Below are 18,071 nucleotides of genomic sequence, written 5' to 3'. Positions count from 1 at the left end.
CAGAACCGAGGTACTATGCAGCTTAATCTATCAAATATTGAATATACCTATCCGTTGACAGTTGAACCTACTATACGCAATGTGACCACTACGCTTCCTGCGGGCTGGACTGGTTTTGTCGGCGATAACGGCTCTGGCAAGACAACACTTGCGCGTGTTGTGTGTGGCCTTCTGCAGCCTGGTGTGGGAGTTGTGAGCCCTTCGCTTTTCTCGACATATTGTGCTCAAAGCACAGGGGAACCTCCAAGCAATCTCGAAGACTTTGCTGTGGCCTTTGATCGGGCAGCGATAAAGTTGAGAAACGAGTTGTCCATAGGAGACGATTGGCCTTGGCGCTATGACCTGCTCTCGTGCGGACAGCAGAAGCGACTCCAGGTTGCGTGTGCGTTGTGGTCTACTCCCGATGTGCTTGTTGTTGATGAACCTACCAACCATGTAGACGCGTCCACTCGGCAGGCTTTGTTTGCAGCGTTGTCAAAGTTCAAAGGCGTTGGAATACTTATTTCGCATGACCGAGAACTTCTCGACGCACTTTGTTCGCAATGTCTGTTTATAGCAAACGGTACAGCTACCATGAGGTCCGGTGGGTATTCACAGGCATCTTCACAGGTAGCTTTAGAGCGTTCGAGCGCAATTCACGTTCGAGAAATAGCACAAAAAGAGAAAGCACGAATAGAGCGAGAAGCCCAGCGTCGTCGAGAAGAAGCGTCTCGGGTGCAAGCGCGTAAGAGCGGGAAGGGCATTGCGAAAAACGATAGCGATGCGAAAGCAAAAAAGCGCCACTATATTGTTTCCGGTCAAGACGGGAAGGCGGGCAAATTGTCCTCTCGTATGCAGAGCAGGCTTGAAAAAGCTGAGGATGACGTTGCTGACAGTAAGATTGAAAAACGATATGACGCTCACGTGTGGCTTGACGTTGAACCGAGTAAGCGAAAGGTTCTTTTTAGGATGGAACCTGGTCGTATTTCTGTTGGTGAGTCTTTGCTCAGTTTTCCAGCACTTTTTATAGGTAATACAGATCATATTGGACTAGTTGGAGACAATGGATCTGGAAAGACTACTTTGGTTAAGAAAATCATTGCGAGCATTTCCGCTGATACAAGTTCCATTGATGCGAGACTTATCGATATGAGTCTCATGGACGCACCCTTTGCAAATACGGGTCGTGCTGACACAAAGATACTGTATATTCCTCAGGAACCCGATGTATTGCAGAAAGAAAAAACGTTGAAGAAAATGAGAGAGCTTACTAGCGCCCAGCGTGGACAAGTGCTTTCCATTGTGGCACAGCTCAACTCAGATCCAGATTGTATTCTTGAGGGGGATGCCGTAAGTCCGGGTGAAATGAGAAAGCTCATGCTTTCGTTTGGGATTTTGGAATCACCTGAGTTTCTTGTGATGGATGAGCCAACGAATTATCTTGACCTTGAATCCACAGAGGCTCTTGAGCGGCTGCTGTCCGTATATCCTGGGGCGCTTTTACTTGTTTCTCACGATGCGTCTTTAGTGAGTTCGGCTACGTCCATAACTTGGAGAATACAAAAGTCAGAGAATGGCTACGAGCTTGTAACGAGCTTTTAGTGAATTAGCGTGTTGTCGTATGCCGCAACATATTTCGCGGAGATATGAACGGAGATATGAAGAACCTAAAATTTTCTAATTTATTGGATTTGTTGTATCATATTGACTATTAAAAACTTATTTTGCTTTGACACTGCACCCCTGAAAGGATGTCCCATGAAAAAGCGTCAAATGCTGTTAGCGTGCGTACTTGCGTTGGTACTTTCTGTAACAGGAGTACTTGCCGCGTGTTCTTCAGAAAACAAGGGAACCACTCCTGAAAACAAGAGTTCAGCCGGACAGATTGCAGGCGTTTGGGAAGCATACGATATTTACGATCCCAAACAAGGCACCATGACCGAGGAGGGATACTCCAAGATCAGCGAACAGTTCCAAGCAATATATGCTTTTAATTTTGCCGAAGATGGCACCGGTACGTTTATCCGCTTTGGAGTACAGAAACCATTTACTTGGACTGCTGACGGTGATGGAAAAATTACCGTGAACCTTGAAGGAACTGCAGGTACTTTTACAGGTAGCATTGATACAAGTACAGGCAGGTTAAGACTTAAGGGTTCGGATGAAACGGATGCCGAGCTTAAGCAAGTTTCAAAAACTGCAGGAGACTACTCAAGTGTTGCTTATGAACCTTTTGATCAGCTGACCAACAAAGGCACCATTCCTCATACTTCTACGTTTAATGACTTAAAAGAAAAGAAGTTCGAAGTAACCCGAGAAGTTAATAAGACTCTTATTGATACCGAAAAGTTACACATGAGCTTGTACGCCATCGCTCAGGTTCCAGGAACTTCTCAAGAGGGTTACGTTTTTGAGATTGTCAATAAGTATTCAGATGTTCTCTATACAGAATTTTGGCTTGGCGACATAACGGGACCTCTCAATGCCAGTGGCAATACGTTTGTGGAGCCTGGCGAGAAATTCTATTTCTTTATACCTAATGTTTCAAAAACCCCAGGATCTCTTGTAGGAATTTCTAATCCAAAAGCCATTTTGACTACTGCTTATAACAGCGCAAAGGACGGTACTGTGACGGAGCAAAAGCAGAAGACAGAGCTTGATTTAAACATTCCTCCTAAGTCTGAATAGTGAGCGATCATTATTGCTTTCGGAACTCTGAGGGCGTCATGCCGTATGCTTTTTCGAAATAACCGTGTATCGCCGCGAAGAAAATCGAATAGTACCTTGGTATCCCTGTTGTGCCGTTCACGGTGCGGTAAAATTAAATAATTTCTAGAAAATCCCCTGCTACATGAAGTGCCAATGGGATGCAGATAGTACCGCGCTTCTCGATAATCCAGCAATATAAGAGGTGTGAGAGAAATGCAATACACAGCTGAACCGTAAACAAACCTGTCCACGGTCTGATCTGCATCTGAAAGGGGATGTGCGACACAGAAAACATTGCTGCGCCAATCAGATAGCTGGCTTTTCTACTGATGTGTGATGAAAACAGATGAGATTGAATGAAGCCTCTATAAACAAGTTCTTCCTGCAATACAACCCAAAAAATAAAATACAACCAGCCACCAACTGCGTATTCCCAAGGCATATGGTATAGATATACTCCAACCAGCAGTTCGATGACGAGTAGACAAAGCATAACGATTCCATCGTGTTTTAGATGGTCGGGGTAGAACCCAAGGCTTCTCAAATCATGATTTTGCACATAAGCGGCAAGAACCGCTGCAGCGACGGGAATGATTCTCAGACCCCAATACACATAATCATTGTCCAAAAATCTGCCCATAAGGTATAGGCAGAGCATGTCCAGCAACCAAATCAATATCGCAAAAGCAATCCCGTTTTTGAACTGTTTATGATACATGCGCTATTGTTTTTCTCAGAACACGCTTGGGATCTGTGATGACAAGGTACACAGTCCAGGTGGCAAGGCCTACGATAGCAACAAGAAGTCCAAGCATTGCATCATCGAACATAACTGCAGTATCAGCTATCTCAATGAACGGCTCTCCATCCAATAGGCGATAGATACCATCGACAAGCCACATAAGCACGGCACCCCAATACATAAGGGCAAGTACACCAAACCTCATGGAGTTGTCGGGCGCCTTTGCGTACCAAAGCACCGTAGCGATAGTCGCGCATGCAAGTGTAATAGCTAAGGTCATGGTTATGCCTCCTGAACCGCAAGAAGCGTTGTGTGCTTAACCGTATAGTCAGCAACAAGTGTGGTTACGAACCAGATAGCGGTGACGAGAATGGCCATACTCACACCAACCGTTGCCATTTCGCCAAGCATGGCCGGTATTTCTTCCGGCGTATTCATAGCCGTGAGGAAGGGAGGAAATGGTACAACCTCGCCGTGCCACATGTGCTCAATGCAGAGAAGCAAAACGCCGCCCCAAAGCATGTTCATGAGCCAGCTCAATTTGCGTGTCCAGCAGATCCCATGTTGAGAAGGATCTGTCAGCTGGTTGCCTTTGGCATCGATGATGCCTTCTTGCTCTTCCTTCTTCCTGACTTTAGCGCGAATGGCTGTGACTACGATGGCTTCTCCACCGCTGACAAGAAAGCATGCCATGATAGTTCCTCTCTCCTTGGGTGTCTCGCAGAGCAAGTTGTAACACATCATCAATCAGCGACACCATAAGTTGTATACACAAAACATATGTGCAAATGAAAAACTCTTGATAACAATAATATGCTATTTCAGATGCGAGCGATAGCGAGGGGCGGTGGCGGGCAAAGACTCAACCGCCACCGCTAGAGTCAGCTCTTTTTATACTTCATTGCAAAGACAATTGCAGGTATCAGCACAAGTATTGATCCGCCTAACAGCTTCCAGACAGTCTCGTCAATCTCATCAAGAGAAATAAAGTTGTCAGATGTCGTGGTGTTGGTCTTATCGGTTTCAGCGTTCTTCTCCGCCTCTTGACCATTTGGACCACCGTTTCCACCATTTTGCTGTGGAGGTGTTCCTCCTGGCTCTCTCTGCTGGTTGCCGCCCTCGGTATTTTCACTTTGGCTTGAATTACTGCCTTGGCTTGGTAGATCGCCATTCTGTCCGGGACCGCCACCCTGGTCAGAGACACTGCCCTGACCAGATCCTCCACCTTGTCCTTGTCCGGGACCCCCGCCCATACCGCCGCTTGTGCCAACGGCCTGTGCGGTGCTTTCAATAGTAAGCTCAGCAGTTGTATCGCCGTACTCTATGGTGTACGTTTTTCCAACAGCTAACTGTGGGGAGCTGAATGCGATGGAAGAATAGGTGGTGGTTGGCGTGTAGGCTAAAATTTCTGTACCATCTTGATCAAGAACACGGAAAGTAGTTCCCGCTTCTACGGTTTCGTCCAAGTTATACAGAACTGCCACTTGAGTAGAATCAGAGCTGAATTCCTCAGCCATACCAGATCCACCAAAACCAATTACCGTACCACCTGTAACAATGGCTTTACCGTTATTTTCGCTACCGTAGTCAATAGCGTTATTGGTATTTCCGCCCGGAAGGCTGATAAGAATCGTTCCGCCGTTAATGTAAATGCTTCCGTTGGAATCCAGTCCGTCCGCATCATTACCGGTTGTATTGATAATGGTTACCGTTCCGCCGGAAATGTGAATATATGTCTCCTTCTCTTCAGTAGTCTCGGTCGTGTCGTTCTTTTCGCCGCTGTCATCTTGGTCTCCCTGGTCGCCGTTGCCGCCGCCAGGTCCACCACCCATACCACCGTTTGTAGTGGTATCGCCATTGGCATTAATGCCATCATCAGTTGGATAAATGGTGATGTTGCCGCCTGCGATATCGATAGTCTTTGCTTCAAGTCCCTCGTAGCAGGAGTTGACCAATATGGTTCCACTCTCTGTATAGATGAATGTATCGCTATGGATACCGTCATCGCCGGCATCAATGGTGAGGTGAGCCGACGTAAAGCTGAAGCCATCGTTGACGTGAATACCATCTTGAGGTGCTGTGATGGTAATGTTTCCGCCTGTGATAACAAGGGAATCATTAGCATCAATACCGTGCTTGTAACCAGCAGTAATAGTAAGGTTGCCCGTACCGTTGATGGTTAGATCGTCGTGTGCATAAATTGTACCGCCGGTATTGTCAGCCAGCGCCTCCTCGGAGTACGTATCACCGCTGGTAAAGGTATTATCCGTACCCTCTGCAAGAGAGAGAAAGACCTTCTCGGCCTGATCAATTCTGAGACAGGCGTCGTCGGTGCAGGTAACGGAAACTCCGTTAAGGCGAATCCAAACCTTGGAAGAATTCTCTGCCTTAACAATAATACTGCCGTTATCAAGGGTGCCCGCTATCTCATACCAGCCACCGTTTGCAATCACCAGATTGCCATCCTGGAAATAAGCACCGTTACCGCTTATAGTTCCATCTGTGCCGTTAAGTGTGATATGGGTGGTATAAGCGTTGTCCGCCCAATCTCCGTCTTGATCATTGTCCGTAAAGTAAGCGTTTGCGGTGTAATTTTCCGCATCCTGATCTTCTATGGAGGTAATTCCTAGCTCCTTGCCGTTTATAAAGGCAACAGTCAGAAGAAGCGTGAACACGAGAACGACCATACAAATCTTGTTGATATTTTTATCCGTGAACACGTCGTTTCCTCCTTAACCCATATAGTCTCCGTTATAGCTGACAAGAACCGCATTCTGAACGCCAGGCATGGAAGCCAGAGTATTGATGAAATCGGTGTTGTCGTTATTGAGGCGTACCTCTAGGTTGACCTCTACGTCATCCTTACGAGCGGTTTTACTCTTTACAACGCATTTCTTAGTGTTCTGTGCCAAAAACTCTGTTGCTGCTTTCTCGGCGTCGTTGCCGTCAAGAGCAAGAACAACAATGTATGGATTGGTGTTGTCCTTCTGGTTAGCAAATACCAGCAAAATGATGCCGATAATAACCGTGCCAAAAACTGCCAAAGGAATAAGACCAGCGGCTAAAACAATACCTACCGCGATGGACCAAAACAGAAATGCAATGTCCATTGGCTCCTTAATTGCTGTACGGAACCTGACAATGGACAGCGCGCCAACCATACCAAGGGACAGCACAATGTTGCTGGTAACGGCTAGGATGACAAGGGTAGTGATCATCGTCAGAGCAACTAAGGTGACACCAAAAGAGGACGAATACATAACTCCTGCGTAGGTCTTCTTATACACAAAGAAAATAAACAGGCCAACGCCAAATGCAAGTACCAGTGCAAGTACCATGTCTAAAATACTGACACTGGTAACGTTCTGAAGAAAACTGGACTTGAAAATATCTGCGAAAGTCATCTCAAACTCCTTTCATCTAACCGTAAACGCGACATTGCGCGTACTTAGAAAACGCTCCAATGCGGCGATTTGGAAGGGTAACCGCGTCTCTGATAATGGTGGGGAGAAACTCGTCCCACTTCACTTCAACCAACATGGGTGCATCTCCCGCAGGAATAGTTACTACCTCAGGGTCGAGAAAATCGGTGCGCTCCTGACCAGTGCGAATGTCGTAATCAAGTGTGACGCGGACATTTCCTGGCTTGAAAATAAACGGCTCCCTGGTGTAATCAACAATGGTCTTGGGCTCTAGTCTCTGGTAGCGCATCTTGCAATACAGTTCTTGTACCAGCGCCTGATCTGAAGTCATCATCCAATCCAGGCTTCCATCTACAATCTTTTGTGCCTCTTCTGCCGTTAGATTGGCCGAGTGCTTAGTTCCGAGACCGTTTCTCTTACTCTTTTTCTCTAACTTAATCAGTGAGGTGTCCCAGTTATACAAACGGATACGGAACTTCTCTCTGATGTTCACTCCGTCGATTTTCTCGCGAAGTGCTTTGTCATCTGGATTGTCAAAGTACAAACTACGAATGTGGTACTTTCCGTCAATGGTGTGAGGATCGCGCTCCATGACGGCTCCGAGCCGATGTCGCAGTGTTAAAAGATCCGCGTAGTTGATGACATGTTTCCATTCATGTCTAAAATCGCCTGCCATACAATACCTCCCTTACGTTTGTGGAACACATCGTAAGGGAGGAAGATTGAAGAAACATTGAATCGAGAAACTCATTTGAAAAGAGCCTGTCTATTTGTCTGATCTTCTCGACGTTTCTTTCATCTTGTGTGCTCCCTTAGTTAGTTCCGGTAAGTGCCGTGCCGTTTACGTACAATGTGTGACCGTTAGTAATAACGTTTGCCGCAGTGCCGGTGAACTCGGTGACGTAGCTGTCTGCCGTCAGAGTCCAAGTGCTGTTGTCATCCAGCGTTATGGTAACGGTGCCAACTTCGGCGGAAACGGTCTGATTAACGGCGTTAACAATATTGCCGTCAACGTAGCCTTCAAGCGTGGATCCTTCGGTAAGGTTCAGAGCAAGCGTAGAGTTATTTCCAACGAGAACGGCTCCTGCCAAATCCTGTGCTTTAGCGTTAAAGGTTGCCTTGTTATTACCGCCATTCCAACCGTCGTCGCAGACAGAGATAAGAACGTTGGCGGTGTCTTCGTTGGTCAGCTTGACACCGTTGAGCTCAATGTCAGCGTTCGTGTTAGTAACGTGGAACATGTGGCCATTCTTACTGGTAAGCGATCCGCCGGTCATAGCGAAGGTTGAATTTCCACTTGCGGCATCTCCGGACATGGACTGGTAAATCATAATGGTGTCCATGAAGGTTGCGTTGCCGTTGCACTTGGTGTTGTTTGCCGTAAGGTCACAATCGGTGAGCTCAATGGAGTTTAGACCCTCAATACAAATTCCCTCGGAGAGGTTAGAGACAAGCGCAGCGTTAGCAACGTGAATCTCTGCCGTGGAATAGATAGCCGGCGATCCCAGACCGTTGGAAGTATAAGTACCGCCGTCTACGTAAACCGTTCCGCCACCTCTGTCGGTACGGATAGCCGCAGAAGATTGACCGTTGGTGGTAACCGTCAGATTGGAGGCATTGGTGATGCCTCCACCGGTTGTCATAGTGCCGCCGGAGCCGTCGCCGGTTGTCGTGATGATAGAGTCTTTGATGATGACCTTGGTGCCATCGCCATCACTACCGTTGTGACCTCCGTTGCCACCGTAGCTGAAGATGCCGTTGGCACCCTTTGCGTCTGAAGTAATGGTGAGGTTTGTGAGCGTGGTTGTTGAACCTCCCTCAACGAGGACTGCAGCGTTTTTACCGTAGAAGTTGGAGTCGTCTCCGCCGTCGGAATTCCCGGTCTTGTCGACAGTTGAATTGCTAATGGTTACCTCATCCGCCGTGTTTACAAGAATTGCATTTTCATTAGCAGCAGTGCTGGTGAATGCATAGCCATCCAGAATTTCGGCAGCAGTAATCTGTGTGGCACCTGATGCCTTTTTATCAGTTTCTGTGGTAGTTGCAGTTTCATCGTTTGTGGTGGCATTGGTCTTTGCCGTGCAGCCGATAAGGTTGAAAGCCATCAAGGTAGGCAGACCAAGCACAACGTCTCTTCTCGTCCATTTCATAATGAGCGCCTCCTTTGCGTCTCATTTGATGTATGCAAGGAAGTAAATTTGTTATTTCCTTGCGTCTGACGAGGACATAGTAAAAAACGAAGATTGAACAAAGATTGAATTTGCAAAGTTTTTAAAAATGATGCTTTACAAGCTTGATTGGAAGCAAAACGGTAAAGGTTACCTTGCCTCCAGAGCAGGAAACTTCGATGCTTCCACCGTGCTTCTCGACAATTGCTTTTGCAATTGAGAGGCCCAGTCCATAGTGATGATCCTCACTATTTCGTACTTCATCAACGCGATAAAAACGGTCAAAGAGATGCTCCAGTTTTTCAGGTGGAATCTCTTCACCGTCATTGGTAACGCTGAGAACGGCGTTATGTGCTCGCTTCTGCAGGATCAGGTCAATCTGATTTCCCGTTGTGTGTCTTATGGCATTGTCCAACAATACGGCCACAACCTGCGTAAGCTGATTCTGATTGCCGGTAAGAGTGATTTCCTCTTCAATAGTGCTCTGAAGTGTTTTCCCTCTCTCAAACGCAAGTGTTTCAAAGGCGAGAACCTCTCCTGTAACAACATGGGAGAAGTCAAGTTCTTCCATGGACATTTCTTTATTTTCTGCGCTCGACAGCTCAAGGAGTTGCTCGACCAGCTCGCCCATGCGATTATTCTCATACTGGATATTAGAGAGCCATTCGTTTTTGCCAAGTTCCCGGGACAATATTTCTGCGTTAACACCAATTACTGAAATTGGGGTCTTGAGCTCATGGCTCGCATTTGAGATAAACTGTTTTTGCTTCGTATCGTTTTCTTCCAGAGGGCGGATGATTCGTCCTGCCAGGAACACGGAAATGAAAAACAGTACAACAATGGAAGCCCCTCCTACGATGAGAACATTGTGCATCATCGTTCTGAGGCCTCCTTCCGATACCGTGTTGTCCATAAATGCTACAAGGGTATAGCCGTCTTTCTGACGTGTCACATAAGAGAGATTGTCTTTTCTTCCGGAAGGGTGACCTTCGTCCAAAATTTGTCGTGCAAGCGTTGTCAGCTCATCATTTGAGTAGATTGTTTTTTCTCCATCGTAAACGGAGAGAACGTTTCCGTTAGATGAAAAGGTAACAGAGTAGAACGTGGAAAGTTCGTAGTCTGGCTTGTTTTCCGGAGGCTGATTCTCTGGCTTGTTTTGCGGTTGGTTGTTTGGTTGATTTCCTGTTTGGTTCTCCGGTTTGCTGCCAGCGCGAGACTGCCCAGTAGTCTCCGATTTCTGCTGCATTGAATACTGATCGGCATAACGGTTGAGCATGTCCATGTTTTTCTGTCTGATTTCCTGAGAACTGGCAAACAGGATTACGGACAGCGTCACCACGAACAACAGGACAAGCGACACCATAATAGAGAGAATGATTTTTCTTTTGGATTGCCTAAACAGTTTGTTCCCTCAATTCATATCCCAAGCCGCGAACGGCTTTGATTTCTACCTTTGAGCCGACAAAGGCCAGCTTTTTACGCGTGAAAGACATATACACTTCCACGTTGTTGTATTCAGCGTCGCTTTCAAAACCCCAGATCTTAATGGCAAGCTGGTCGCGCGTCATAATCCGACCATGGCTTCCAATCATATACTCCAGGATGCGCAATTCTTTCTCGCTCAAGCGAACGCTCTGTCCCGAAGAATTGCAGGTAAGCGTTGCGGTTGAAGTATCAAGCGAGAGGTCTCCAAAGTGCAGAACACTATCTTGAAAGCTGGAGCTTCTCCGCCCTAGAGCGCGCAGGCGGGCGAGAAGTTCTGCGGTATGGAACGGTTTTGTCAGGTAGTCATCGGCACCGTTATCAAGACCCTCGACCTTATCGTCCAGCTGACTTTTTGCCGTCAGCATCAAAATGGGGATGTTGATTCCCTTGCTCCGTGCTTTACGAGAAACTTCAAAGCCGTTCATTTTAGGCATCATGACATCAAGGATTGCGATGTCGTACATATTGCTTTCTAAGGCGAGAAGTGCGGATACGCCGTCTGTCATGTGATCCACGTCGTATTTTTCCTGCTTCAAGAGAGCCACAATGGCTGCAGCCATTCTTTTTTCATCTTCAGCTAGAAGAACCCGCATACTATCACCATCTTTAACATTATGTTACCTAATAAGCGGAAGAATACCTTGGTGGTAGTTGGATTATGCGGCCGGCAAACAAGAGAGATCATGCCCATAACATACGTACTATGTAAGTAATGGTCTAGAGTCACTTGTTCTGAGCAACTGCCAAGTCGATATCTTGTTTTTGATTATCTTCCAGGCTCTTACCATCCTTGATGTGGTAATACTCAATGACTCCCTCAGCCTTAGTAAGATCGGCAAGAGGCATTTTTTTATTGGAGCTGTTAATAACAAAGGCATAGAATCTCTCGCCACGCTCCAGGTAGTTAGAATCATAGGACCACAGCGTATGATCTGAATTATCTAATCGAAAATTGCAAGCAATCCATGTATCAGACTTATTGATAATCTCAAAGACATAGCCTTCCATATAACCGTCTGGACTTTTTGCTATGCCCATATACCGGACATAGATGTCATCGTTATCAATAAGCACTTTATCCACTTCAGTCTTCAACTTAAAGCGCATAGAGGATTCAATTTTGCTAGAGAAATTGAGGCCGATAGTACCTCTATCTGCCATTGCATCAAAAGGTTTATATTTCAAACTCGAATAGTCACCAGATGTTTTAGTGACCTGCGTAAGAATAGCCTTTGATCCATCGGAACCTTCAATGGTCATCTGACCTGTACTGGAGTCTACGGTTGCCGTGTAGCTTCCGGCATTTCCTGCAAGAGTTATCGTAAGTTTACCGTCAGCATCAACAGACCAAGTAAATGGCTTTTGAGCGCCAAAACGAATAAACAAACCGGTGCCATCCTCAGCAAAATCGTAACCATAAATTGCCTTGTACGCATCTCTTGCAGTTGGATAAACGCTTTCAACAATTTCTCCCTGATCTGGGTCGTTGATGGACTTAGCTTCCCAGATGCCTACGAATGGAGCCATTGCAGCTTTCTTCTCTTCTTCTGCTTTCTGAGCCGCAATCTCTTCAGCAGATGGTTCAGGGGTTTCTGTAGAACAAGCAGTAAATACAGCGCCAAAAGAAAGTATAAAGAAAAGTACAAGTGCCAGCACCAATTGACGTTGTTTCATTGAGCATCCTTTCAGTGGAGGGCGCATCGTTAAAGCAAAGAATAAGTTTTTTAACAGTCAATATGTTACAACAAATCTTACAAATTTAACAATTTTAGATTCCTACAGACTGGTCAAAGGTAGTTGCTGAGCCTATTTGATTAGATATTTACAAGTCAATGCGAACGGCGGTATTTGCATATTTACTCAGCACAAAGGGTCTTATGTGTACGGTATACTTACTTACAATATAGTTAGACATCACTAACATTACAATATATTGAGCGGAGTTTAGGACATGGCACCTCAAAAAGACGAGAAGAATCATCTTCCAGTGCTTGGAGTTGGACCTGTGTATGTGATTATCATTGTAATTCTGACCACGACTTGCATTGTATTGTCTCAGATGGGAGTTTTGCCTTACCTTCGTATCCGGGCGACCATTGCAGTGTTTCATACTGCAGGAACAATCTTTTTTGTGGCGGGCATTTGGCTTTGGGTTTCGGCTGCAATTAAAGAAAGGCTCCAGGATAATATTATTGAGAACAAGTTGATAACTACGGGCGTGTATTCGGTGGTGCGCAATCCCATTTATTCTGCATTTTCCTTTGTCCTTACTGGTGTTTTGCTGATTTACGGCAACCTCTACTTATTTCCACTTTCGCTTTTGTATTGGGCTTTACTGACCATAATGATGCGTGCAACGGAAGAAAAATGGTTGCTAGAGCAATTTGGTGATGAATACAGAGATTACTGCAAGCGAGTCAATCGTTGCATTCCGTGGTTCCCGAAGGCTGAATAGTGATTTAGTCAGGGAGCGCTGTGCATAAAGAGTCGATTTTAATGGGCAGCGACTACTAAATATATGAGAAGCGAGAAGCTCGTAATAGAGTGTTCGTTAAGCTAAGTATTAATGAGTATGAGAATCCTATATGCACAAAAGTCGTACGAGAAATGTGCAAGATTTTCACAAAAGTCGTACGAGAAATGTGTAAGTTATTACTAAAAGCGCTATACTGGCCTGAAAGCTTGTTCAACAAAGAGGTGATGGCGATGTATAGATCTCTTATGGAAGACCTCATTGCGTGGAAAAATAGTATAGAAAGAAAGCCACTTATTCTGAAAGGTGCCAGACAAACTGGTAAGACTTGGTTAATGAATGAGTTTGCTAGGAAAGAATATAAAAACGTTGTTCGTATCGACTTTTTAATGGAGCCATCAGCCTGCTCTTTATTTGAACAAGATTTGGATCCACACAAAATAGTTCGACAGATCGAGCTGCGTACTGGCAATGTTATTGATCCGTCTAATACATTAATACTTTTTGATGAGATTCAGGAAGCTCCACAAGGTCTTGTCTCACTTAAGTATTTTTGCGAGCAAGCCAGCGAGTATCATATTATTGCTGCAGGATCTTATATGGGCATCTCTATGCGCGGAGAAGGAGTGTCATTTCCTGTAGGAAAGGTTGACCAGCTCATACTCTATCCAATGAGTTTTGTTGAGTTTGTTCGCGCAACTTCAGGTGATCCGCTGGCAGATGAACTTCTTCAGGCGAATAAAAGTAACCTTAAGGCTGTAGAGGATATTCTTCAAGCAAAGCTTAAAGAATACTTGATTGTTGGCGGAATGCCGGGAGTGGTTAATTCGTATGTTTTACATCAAAATCTTTCGGCATGTAGACGTATTCAGTCGCAAATCATCAATGATTATGAAAGTGATTTTGGAAAATATGCGCCAGCAAGAATTCAAGAACGTATGAGACTCGTTTGGCATTCACTGCCAAGTCAATTGGCGAAAGAAAATAAAAAATTCATTTATGGGGTTGTCCGAAAGGGTGGACGGGCAAGAGACTTTGAGGAAAGCATTCAATGGCTGATTGATTACGGGATACTCTATAAAGTTTCTCGTGTTGCCGCATTAAGATTTCCGTTTGCGAGCTATGAGGATGCGCAAGCATTTAAGATTTTCTGTCTTGATGTTGGTCTTTTGGGAGCTCTTTCTAATCTGGATCCTGCGATTATACTTTCAGATTCAATGCGTCTATTTACAGAATTCAAAGGAGCTATAACTGAGCAATATGTTGCTCAATCGTTATTGAGTCAAAATAAAGCCCCTGTATATTGGTCTTCTGAATCTGGAAGAGCTGAAACTGATTTTGCTGTGGAGTATAAGAGTCAACCGTATCCCATTGAGGTTAAAGCTGGGGAAAACCTTCAATCAAAGAGTTTAAAAATTGCGGTTGAGAAATTTGACTTATCTCATGCAATTCGAACTTCTTTGTCTTCATACCGAGATGACGGTTGGTTGGTCAATATACCGCTGTGGGCAATTGCCCAATATGAACAGTGGGTTTAAGGAGATAGATTGGAGAAATGATGTTAGAAGTATTGAATACATACTCAGGATTAATCGGAGCGGTAGCAGAAATTTTAGCAGCCATAATAGCATTATCAGCAATTTTAATAAGTATTGAGCAATTTAAAAGTGAACAGAAGAAAGATAGAGAGTTTCGAATTGAAGAAGAAAAACGAAATCAAAAAAGCTTAGCTTATGGAGTTAATGCTTGGATTGAAGTAAAAAAAGAAGGAGGAGCGGAATTTTACAGTCTATACCTCTGTAATAATTCTTCCGGACCGATTCGAAATGTAAAAATCAAGGTAATTTGGAATGGGGTGGATTTAACTGCTCCTACGATAAATACATATCCGATAATCCCGGTAGGCAATTTTGTAACATCGTATTGCAAAGAAAAGAAATACTTTACTTATTTGAAGCGAGTTGAAACGGAACAGGACTATAGTCCGATTTGTATTCAACCTACTCACGATAAATATAAAGTTAAAAGCATCGGTTTTATAGATACATTTTCAACAAAATGGGCAAGATTTTATGACTCAGGTGATGAAGCTAAAGAAGATCTAATTCGTAATGCTAAATGATGTCTAGCAAACGTATTAACCTTAAGTCTATGTTTGGTATGAGAGTCTATGTAAGAAAAACTAAAGTATCCCCTGATGAGGCGTTGGTATTACAAAGCCTTCCGCTATTCTCACCCTTTAAGAATGGCGTCAAGTCCTCTTTCAAACTGGGTGCTGAAGCCCCACTTACCTTCCATTATGTCTCTAATGAGCATATTGAGCGAATCAAGCTCATCAGCCGGCAGAGACTTAATTGCTTCAGAGAGACTAGGAGCATCTTCGTTAGAGGTACTTCCCACAGGAGGCACAGCTTCCGAAGCAGAAAAACCCGTGGTATATACCGTAACGGCGGTTGCAATCCCGAGTATATCCAAAGGTGCAGAAAAGCCGGTTTTCGAGAGATTTGCAAGCATCTTAGCAAAAAGTGAGAGCTGCCCAGGAGTAGAAATCGGGTGAGTGAGCACTAGCATAATGGCATTTGGATGCTGTAGAAGCGTGTCATGTAGTGATACCGCATAAGCACGTAAGTAGTTTTGCCAGCTCATTTGACTGGATACTTTTGAATTACGTTCAGCGTTTTAGTAATGCTTTATTTAGAATAGAATAGATGACATTGTCAGATATTGTAGTAAGGAATTATGATGACTGCTGCTACAGAATCAATTTCTGCAAAGCTTCGTAAAGATGAGAAAGATCGCTTTTCTGCCATTTGCGATGAGATTGGAACATCTCCAAGTAATGCCATTCGCATGTTTGTGTCTGCATTTAATCGTCGTGGCGGTTTTCCTTTTGATCCATCTAACCCTTATGGATTTGATGCTGAGACACTTGCAGCAATGGATGATGCGGTGGTTGGTAGGAATCTTTCTGGTTCTTATCGTTCTGTCAAGGAAGCCATGGATGCTCTTAATAGAGAGTAGGCATGTTAGAGCTGAAATTTACAGTCAAGTTTAAAAGGACTACAAAAGATCAAAAAAGCAGGGTAAAAACCTTGCAAAGCTTGAGGAAATTCTTGAGAGGCAAAGATGAGTAATTCCGAAAACAAAGCAAAAACACTTGTCATAGGGGATATGCACCTTAAAGAAGATCTCATTTTAAGTCGGGTTGACCAAGCGATAAAGAAACTGAATGTTAATCGCGTTGTATTTTGCGGGGACTATGTTGATGAGTGGCATTCCAACCGCTCGATTATGTTGGATGCGATTGATGACTTTTTAACATGGATTGACGGTAAAAGGAGACACGGTTTTGATGTTGATTTTGTCCTTGGCAACCATGACATGCAATATCTACGAGGTATTCCAGGGCCTGGTACGCATACCGATCTCTATAAAGAAGTTTCGGAAGCACTTACCTATATGAAGGTTCAGATGGCATGCGTTGTGGGCAATTATGTAGTAACTCACGCGGGCATAACAAGGGAGTGGGCTTATCGCTTTCTTACGTCAGACCAAAGGGAAACTCCTTGTACGCTTTCCGATGCTCTCAATGAAATGTTTCGACGTGGAGACGATAAAGCTCTCGCGGCACTTGACAGTGCAGGGCCGGGTCGTGGTGGAAGCGAAATTGCCAGTCCACTTTGGGCGGATTTATCAGAGCTCTATCAAGATCCGCTTCCTGGTGTCAATCAAATCGTTGGACATACTCCCGTTGAATCCATTGATATATGGGAGATTCCTACCAAAGATGGTGCACGTACAAAATCAAAGTTGATTTTTTGCGATACGTTCAGTCTTACGCCACATTTGATAGCCGTTGGAGATGGCAGCATGCTTCTGGTTGAGGGTACGTCGGCCAGAGTGGTAACTTCAGAAGAGCTGGACCTGGAGTCGTGGGATATGGCTTCTTGGAACTGGATGGATATCTACGTATTGCCATTTTTGTAGAGCGATTAGGGCAACAATAAAAAGAAAGAGTAGGCGAATTGAGTGTGCTTAGCACACTTAGCACGCTGAAAAATGAACACTTTTTAGCCTCTTGAATCCCGATAAACTCCTGACGTTTCCAACCATTTTTGTAATTCGTCAAAGCTGTAATCGCCTTTCAGAGCGATACCCTTTTTTATATGAGACGCACCGCATTCTCTTTTGTAGTCCTCAAGCATGTGGCCGAAGCCTCCACCACCATGTGTGCAGAACGGAATAATTGTCTTCCCGCTTAAATCCGTTGTTCTCAAAAATGAAAGAACAGGAGGAGCAAACGTTTTCAGCCAGTTAGGAGAGCCTATGAAGATTGTTTCAAAGTCGTCTATATTTGCAAGTCCTTGTCGCAACGGAGGACAATACCCCTTTTCAATTTGAGCTCGTACCTCTTTTACTGCCGTGTTATATGAAAAGGAATACGGATCTTGAGGTTCAAGCTCTTGTAATTCTCCATCCGTAATGAGTGCAATGTCTTCCGCGAGCTTTCTTGTTATGCCTGAATATGAGTAGTACACAATTAAAGGATTCATGCAAGGATTCCTGTCAGTCGGCTGATGTAATGTAGTGCTGACACATTATATCGCCAAATTATCCTTTCATGGCTACGTGCGAGCACATGGTTTGCATCGATATACAATGAGGCCAATGACGATGGCTATACCAATCGCTATACCAAGCGCGAGGTTTGGTCCCATGGCAAGAGTCGGTATTCCCATGAGCATGCCGCAAATGTAAGGCACAAGCCACACAAGCCAAACTCCAATACTGAGACGATGGAAGCGAGCGAGCGTTGCAGGATTTTTCTTGGAATATACGATGGTTGCCCATACCGCATGCACGATCATAAGGATAATCGCAAGTGCTCCGGTCGTCGCATGTACCGGACTCTGAGAGCCGTTTTGCGCAATAAAAGACATACATGCTGTTCCTGTTGTGTCACACGTAAGCCCCAAGTAAAAAAGCACGATATGACTCAGTTTAAGTGTGCCCGACTGGCGTTCGGCAAAAACGCCAATAGTATAAAAAACAAGCGCACCCGTAATTGCTATCGTGGCAAATCTAAGCATAAA

At 44.7% G+C, this 18,071-nt stretch carries 20 protein-coding genes; 7 read left to right on the top strand and 13 right to left on the bottom strand.

Going from position 1 to position 18,071, the window contains the following annotated elements; translation table 11 throughout:
• Positions 1-15: 15 nt before the first annotated feature.
• On the top strand, positions 16-1,581 hold the full coding sequence (locus tag QM016_RS03645) for an ATP-binding cassette domain-containing protein (RefSeq protein ID WP_282710214.1): 1,566 nt from the start codon (positions 16-18) through the stop codon (positions 1,579-1,581).
• 156 nt (positions 1,582-1,737) lie between these two features.
• Positions 1,738-2,667 (top strand): lipocalin family protein, encoded by a 930-nt coding sequence (locus QM016_RS03640; RefSeq protein ID WP_282710213.1) that lies wholly within the window; start codon positions 1,738-1,740, stop codon positions 2,665-2,667.
• 133 nt (positions 2,668-2,800) lie between these two features.
• Here the strand turns inward: QM016_RS03640 and QM016_RS03635 are convergent, their stop codons facing one another.
• The 10 genes from QM016_RS03635 to QM016_RS03590 all read right to left on the bottom strand — a co-directional run bounded on the left by QM016_RS03635 (position 2,801) and on the right by QM016_RS03590 (position 12,179).
• Positions 2,801-3,406, bottom strand: coding sequence for a CPBP family intramembrane glutamic endopeptidase (locus QM016_RS03635; RefSeq protein WP_282710212.1), 606 nt, complete (start codon positions 3,404-3,406; stop codon positions 2,801-2,803).
• A complete protein-coding gene (locus QM016_RS03630) occupies positions 3,396-3,710 on the bottom strand; it encodes a hypothetical protein (RefSeq protein ID WP_282710211.1) in 315 nt (104 codons plus the stop codon). Before QM016_RS03630 ends, QM016_RS03635 begins: the two co-directional genes overlap by 11 nt.
• A 2-nt stretch (positions 3,711-3,712) precedes the next feature.
• A complete protein-coding gene (locus tag QM016_RS03625) occupies positions 3,713-4,123 on the bottom strand; it encodes a hypothetical protein (protein ID WP_282710210.1) in 411 nt (136 codons plus the stop codon).
• Between the two features lie 188 nt (positions 4,124-4,311).
• Positions 4,312-6,150 (bottom strand): carbohydrate-binding domain-containing protein, encoded by a 1,839-nt coding sequence (locus QM016_RS03620; RefSeq protein ID WP_282710209.1) that lies wholly within the window; start codon positions 6,148-6,150, stop codon positions 4,312-4,314.
• A gap of 12 nt (positions 6,151-6,162) precedes the next feature.
• Positions 6,163-6,834: a DUF4956 domain-containing protein gene (locus QM016_RS03615; protein WP_282710208.1), complete on the bottom strand. Its 672-nt coding sequence runs from the start codon at positions 6,832-6,834 to the stop codon at positions 6,163-6,165.
• Positions 6,835-6,850: 16 nt separating this feature from the next.
• On the bottom strand, positions 6,851-7,528 hold the full coding sequence (locus QM016_RS03610; RefSeq protein WP_282710207.1) for a polyphosphate polymerase domain-containing protein: 678 nt from the start codon (positions 7,526-7,528) through the stop codon (positions 6,851-6,853).
• Between the two features lie 136 nt (positions 7,529-7,664).
• Positions 7,665-9,002, bottom strand: a complete 1,338-nt coding sequence (locus tag QM016_RS03605) for a hypothetical protein (protein WP_282710206.1) — start codon at positions 9,000-9,002, stop codon at positions 7,665-7,667.
• A 121-nt stretch (positions 9,003-9,123) separates the two neighbouring features.
• Positions 9,124-10,383 carry a HAMP domain-containing sensor histidine kinase gene (locus QM016_RS03600; protein ID WP_282710205.1) on the bottom strand — a complete coding sequence of 420 codons (1,260 nt, stop codon included), beginning with the start codon at positions 10,381-10,383 and terminating at the stop codon, positions 9,124-9,126.
• A 31-nt stretch (positions 10,384-10,414) separates the two neighbouring features.
• Positions 10,415-11,098 (bottom strand): response regulator transcription factor, encoded by a 684-nt coding sequence (locus tag QM016_RS03595; protein ID WP_282710204.1) that lies wholly within the window; start codon positions 11,096-11,098, stop codon positions 10,415-10,417.
• A 130-nt stretch (positions 11,099-11,228) separates the two neighbouring features.
• Positions 11,229-12,179, bottom strand: a complete 951-nt coding sequence (locus QM016_RS03590) for a hypothetical protein (protein ID WP_282710203.1) — start codon at positions 12,177-12,179, stop codon at positions 11,229-11,231.
• 277 nt (positions 12,180-12,456) lie between these two features.
• Between QM016_RS03590 and QM016_RS03585 the strand changes: the two genes are divergently transcribed.
• From QM016_RS03585 to QM016_RS03575, 3 genes are all read left to right on the top strand, one after another.
• Positions 12,457-12,960: an isoprenylcysteine carboxylmethyltransferase family protein gene (locus QM016_RS03585; protein WP_282710202.1), complete on the top strand. Its 504-nt coding sequence runs from the start codon at positions 12,457-12,459 to the stop codon at positions 12,958-12,960.
• Positions 12,961-13,226: 266 nt separating this feature from the next.
• Positions 13,227-14,516: an ATP-binding protein gene (locus QM016_RS03580; protein ID WP_232209547.1), complete on the top strand. Its 1,290-nt coding sequence runs from the start codon at positions 13,227-13,229 to the stop codon at positions 14,514-14,516.
• 20 nt (positions 14,517-14,536) lie between these two features.
• Positions 14,537-15,100, top strand: coding sequence for a hypothetical protein (locus tag QM016_RS03575; RefSeq protein ID WP_016477962.1), 564 nt, complete (start codon positions 14,537-14,539; stop codon positions 15,098-15,100).
• Between the two features lie 110 nt (positions 15,101-15,210).
• Here the strand turns inward: QM016_RS03575 and QM016_RS03570 are convergent, their stop codons facing one another.
• Positions 15,211-15,624: a TetR/AcrR family transcriptional regulator C-terminal domain-containing protein gene (locus QM016_RS03570; RefSeq protein WP_016477961.1), complete on the bottom strand. Its 414-nt coding sequence runs from the start codon at positions 15,622-15,624 to the stop codon at positions 15,211-15,213.
• A gap of 96 nt (positions 15,625-15,720) precedes the next feature.
• On the opposite strand from QM016_RS03570, the gene QM016_RS03565 reads away from it, so the two are divergent.
• Together QM016_RS03565 and QM016_RS03560 are read left to right on the top strand one after the other, a co-directional pair.
• Positions 15,721-15,999, top strand: coding sequence for a type II toxin-antitoxin system RelB/DinJ family antitoxin (locus QM016_RS03565; RefSeq protein ID WP_016477960.1), 279 nt, complete (start codon positions 15,721-15,723; stop codon positions 15,997-15,999).
• A gap of 105 nt (positions 16,000-16,104) precedes the next feature.
• Positions 16,105-16,965: a metallophosphoesterase gene (locus QM016_RS03560; protein ID WP_282710201.1), complete on the top strand. Its 861-nt coding sequence runs from the start codon at positions 16,105-16,107 to the stop codon at positions 16,963-16,965.
• Between the two features lie 83 nt (positions 16,966-17,048).
• Here the strand turns inward: QM016_RS03560 and QM016_RS03555 are convergent, their stop codons facing one another.
• Together QM016_RS03555 and QM016_RS03550 are read right to left on the bottom strand one after the other, a co-directional pair.
• The gene (locus QM016_RS03555) at positions 17,049-17,531 is read right to left on the bottom strand and encodes a flavodoxin (RefSeq protein ID WP_282710200.1); all 483 of its coding nucleotides are present in this window, start codon (positions 17,529-17,531) and stop codon (positions 17,049-17,051) included.
• A gap of 72 nt (positions 17,532-17,603) precedes the next feature.
• A complete protein-coding gene (locus QM016_RS03550) occupies positions 17,604-18,068 on the bottom strand; it encodes an HsmA family protein (protein ID WP_282710199.1) in 465 nt (154 codons plus the stop codon).
• Between the last annotated feature and the right edge of the window lie 3 nt (positions 18,069-18,071).

The sequence above is a fragment of the Lancefieldella sp. Marseille-Q7238 genome (assembly GCF_949152215.1).
GTDB lineage: Bacteria > Actinomycetota > Coriobacteriia > Coriobacteriales > Atopobiaceae > Lancefieldella.
Note: the sequence above shows the minus strand (reverse complement) of the source record. Positions and strands in the feature narration are given on the sequence as shown.

What these genes read in the sequence shown, in the direction of transcription:
- QM016_RS03570 (WP_016477961.1), bottom strand. Translation starts at nt 15,624, where the DNA reads ATGAGCTGGCAAAACTACTTACGTGCTTATGCGGTATCACTACATGAC.
- QM016_RS03550 (WP_282710199.1), bottom strand. Translation starts at nt 18,068, where the DNA reads ATGCTTAGATTTGCCACGATAGCAATTACGGGTGCGCTTGTTTTTTAT.
- QM016_RS03615 (WP_282710208.1), bottom strand. Translation starts at nt 6,834, where the DNA reads ATGACTTTCGCAGATATTTTCAAGTCCAGTTTTCTTCAGAACGTTACC.
- QM016_RS03610 (WP_282710207.1), bottom strand. Translation starts at nt 7,528, where the DNA reads ATGGCAGGCGATTTTAGACATGAATGGAAACATGTCATCAACTACGCG.
- QM016_RS03645 (WP_282710214.1), top strand. Translation starts at nt 16, where the DNA reads ATGCAGCTTAATCTATCAAATATTGAATATACCTATCCGTTGACAGTT.
- QM016_RS03595 (WP_282710204.1), bottom strand. Translation starts at nt 11,098, where the DNA reads ATGCGGGTTCTTCTAGCTGAAGATGAAAAAAGAATGGCTGCAGCCATT.
- QM016_RS03565 (WP_016477960.1), top strand. Translation starts at nt 15,721, where the DNA reads ATGACTGCTGCTACAGAATCAATTTCTGCAAAGCTTCGTAAAGATGAG.
- QM016_RS03580 (WP_232209547.1), top strand. Translation starts at nt 13,227, where the DNA reads ATGGAAGACCTCATTGCGTGGAAAAATAGTATAGAAAGAAAGCCACTT.
- QM016_RS03630 (WP_282710211.1), bottom strand. Translation starts at nt 3,710, where the DNA reads ATGACCTTAGCTATTACACTTGCATGCGCGACTATCGCTACGGTGCTT.
- QM016_RS03600 (WP_282710205.1), bottom strand. Translation starts at nt 10,383, where the DNA reads ATGGTGTCGCTTGTCCTGTTGTTCGTGGTGACGCTGTCCGTAATCCTG.
- QM016_RS03575 (WP_016477962.1), top strand. Translation starts at nt 14,537, where the DNA reads ATGTTAGAAGTATTGAATACATACTCAGGATTAATCGGAGCGGTAGCA.
- QM016_RS03640 (WP_282710213.1), top strand. Translation starts at nt 1,738, where the DNA reads ATGAAAAAGCGTCAAATGCTGTTAGCGTGCGTACTTGCGTTGGTACTT.
- QM016_RS03625 (WP_282710210.1), bottom strand. Translation starts at nt 4,123, where the DNA reads ATGGCATGCTTTCTTGTCAGCGGTGGAGAAGCCATCGTAGTCACAGCC.
- QM016_RS03585 (WP_282710202.1), top strand. Translation starts at nt 12,457, where the DNA reads ATGGCACCTCAAAAAGACGAGAAGAATCATCTTCCAGTGCTTGGAGTT.
- QM016_RS03555 (WP_282710200.1), bottom strand. Translation starts at nt 17,531, where the DNA reads ATGAATCCTTTAATTGTGTACTACTCATATTCAGGCATAACAAGAAAG.
- QM016_RS03635 (WP_282710212.1), bottom strand. Translation starts at nt 3,406, where the DNA reads ATGTATCATAAACAGTTCAAAAACGGGATTGCTTTTGCGATATTGATT.
- QM016_RS03560 (WP_282710201.1), top strand. Translation starts at nt 16,105, where the DNA reads ATGAGTAATTCCGAAAACAAAGCAAAAACACTTGTCATAGGGGATATG.
- QM016_RS03605 (WP_282710206.1), bottom strand. Translation starts at nt 9,002, where the DNA reads ATGAAATGGACGAGAAGAGACGTTGTGCTTGGTCTGCCTACCTTGATG.
- QM016_RS03590 (WP_282710203.1), bottom strand. Translation starts at nt 12,179, where the DNA reads ATGAAACAACGTCAATTGGTGCTGGCACTTGTACTTTTCTTTATACTT.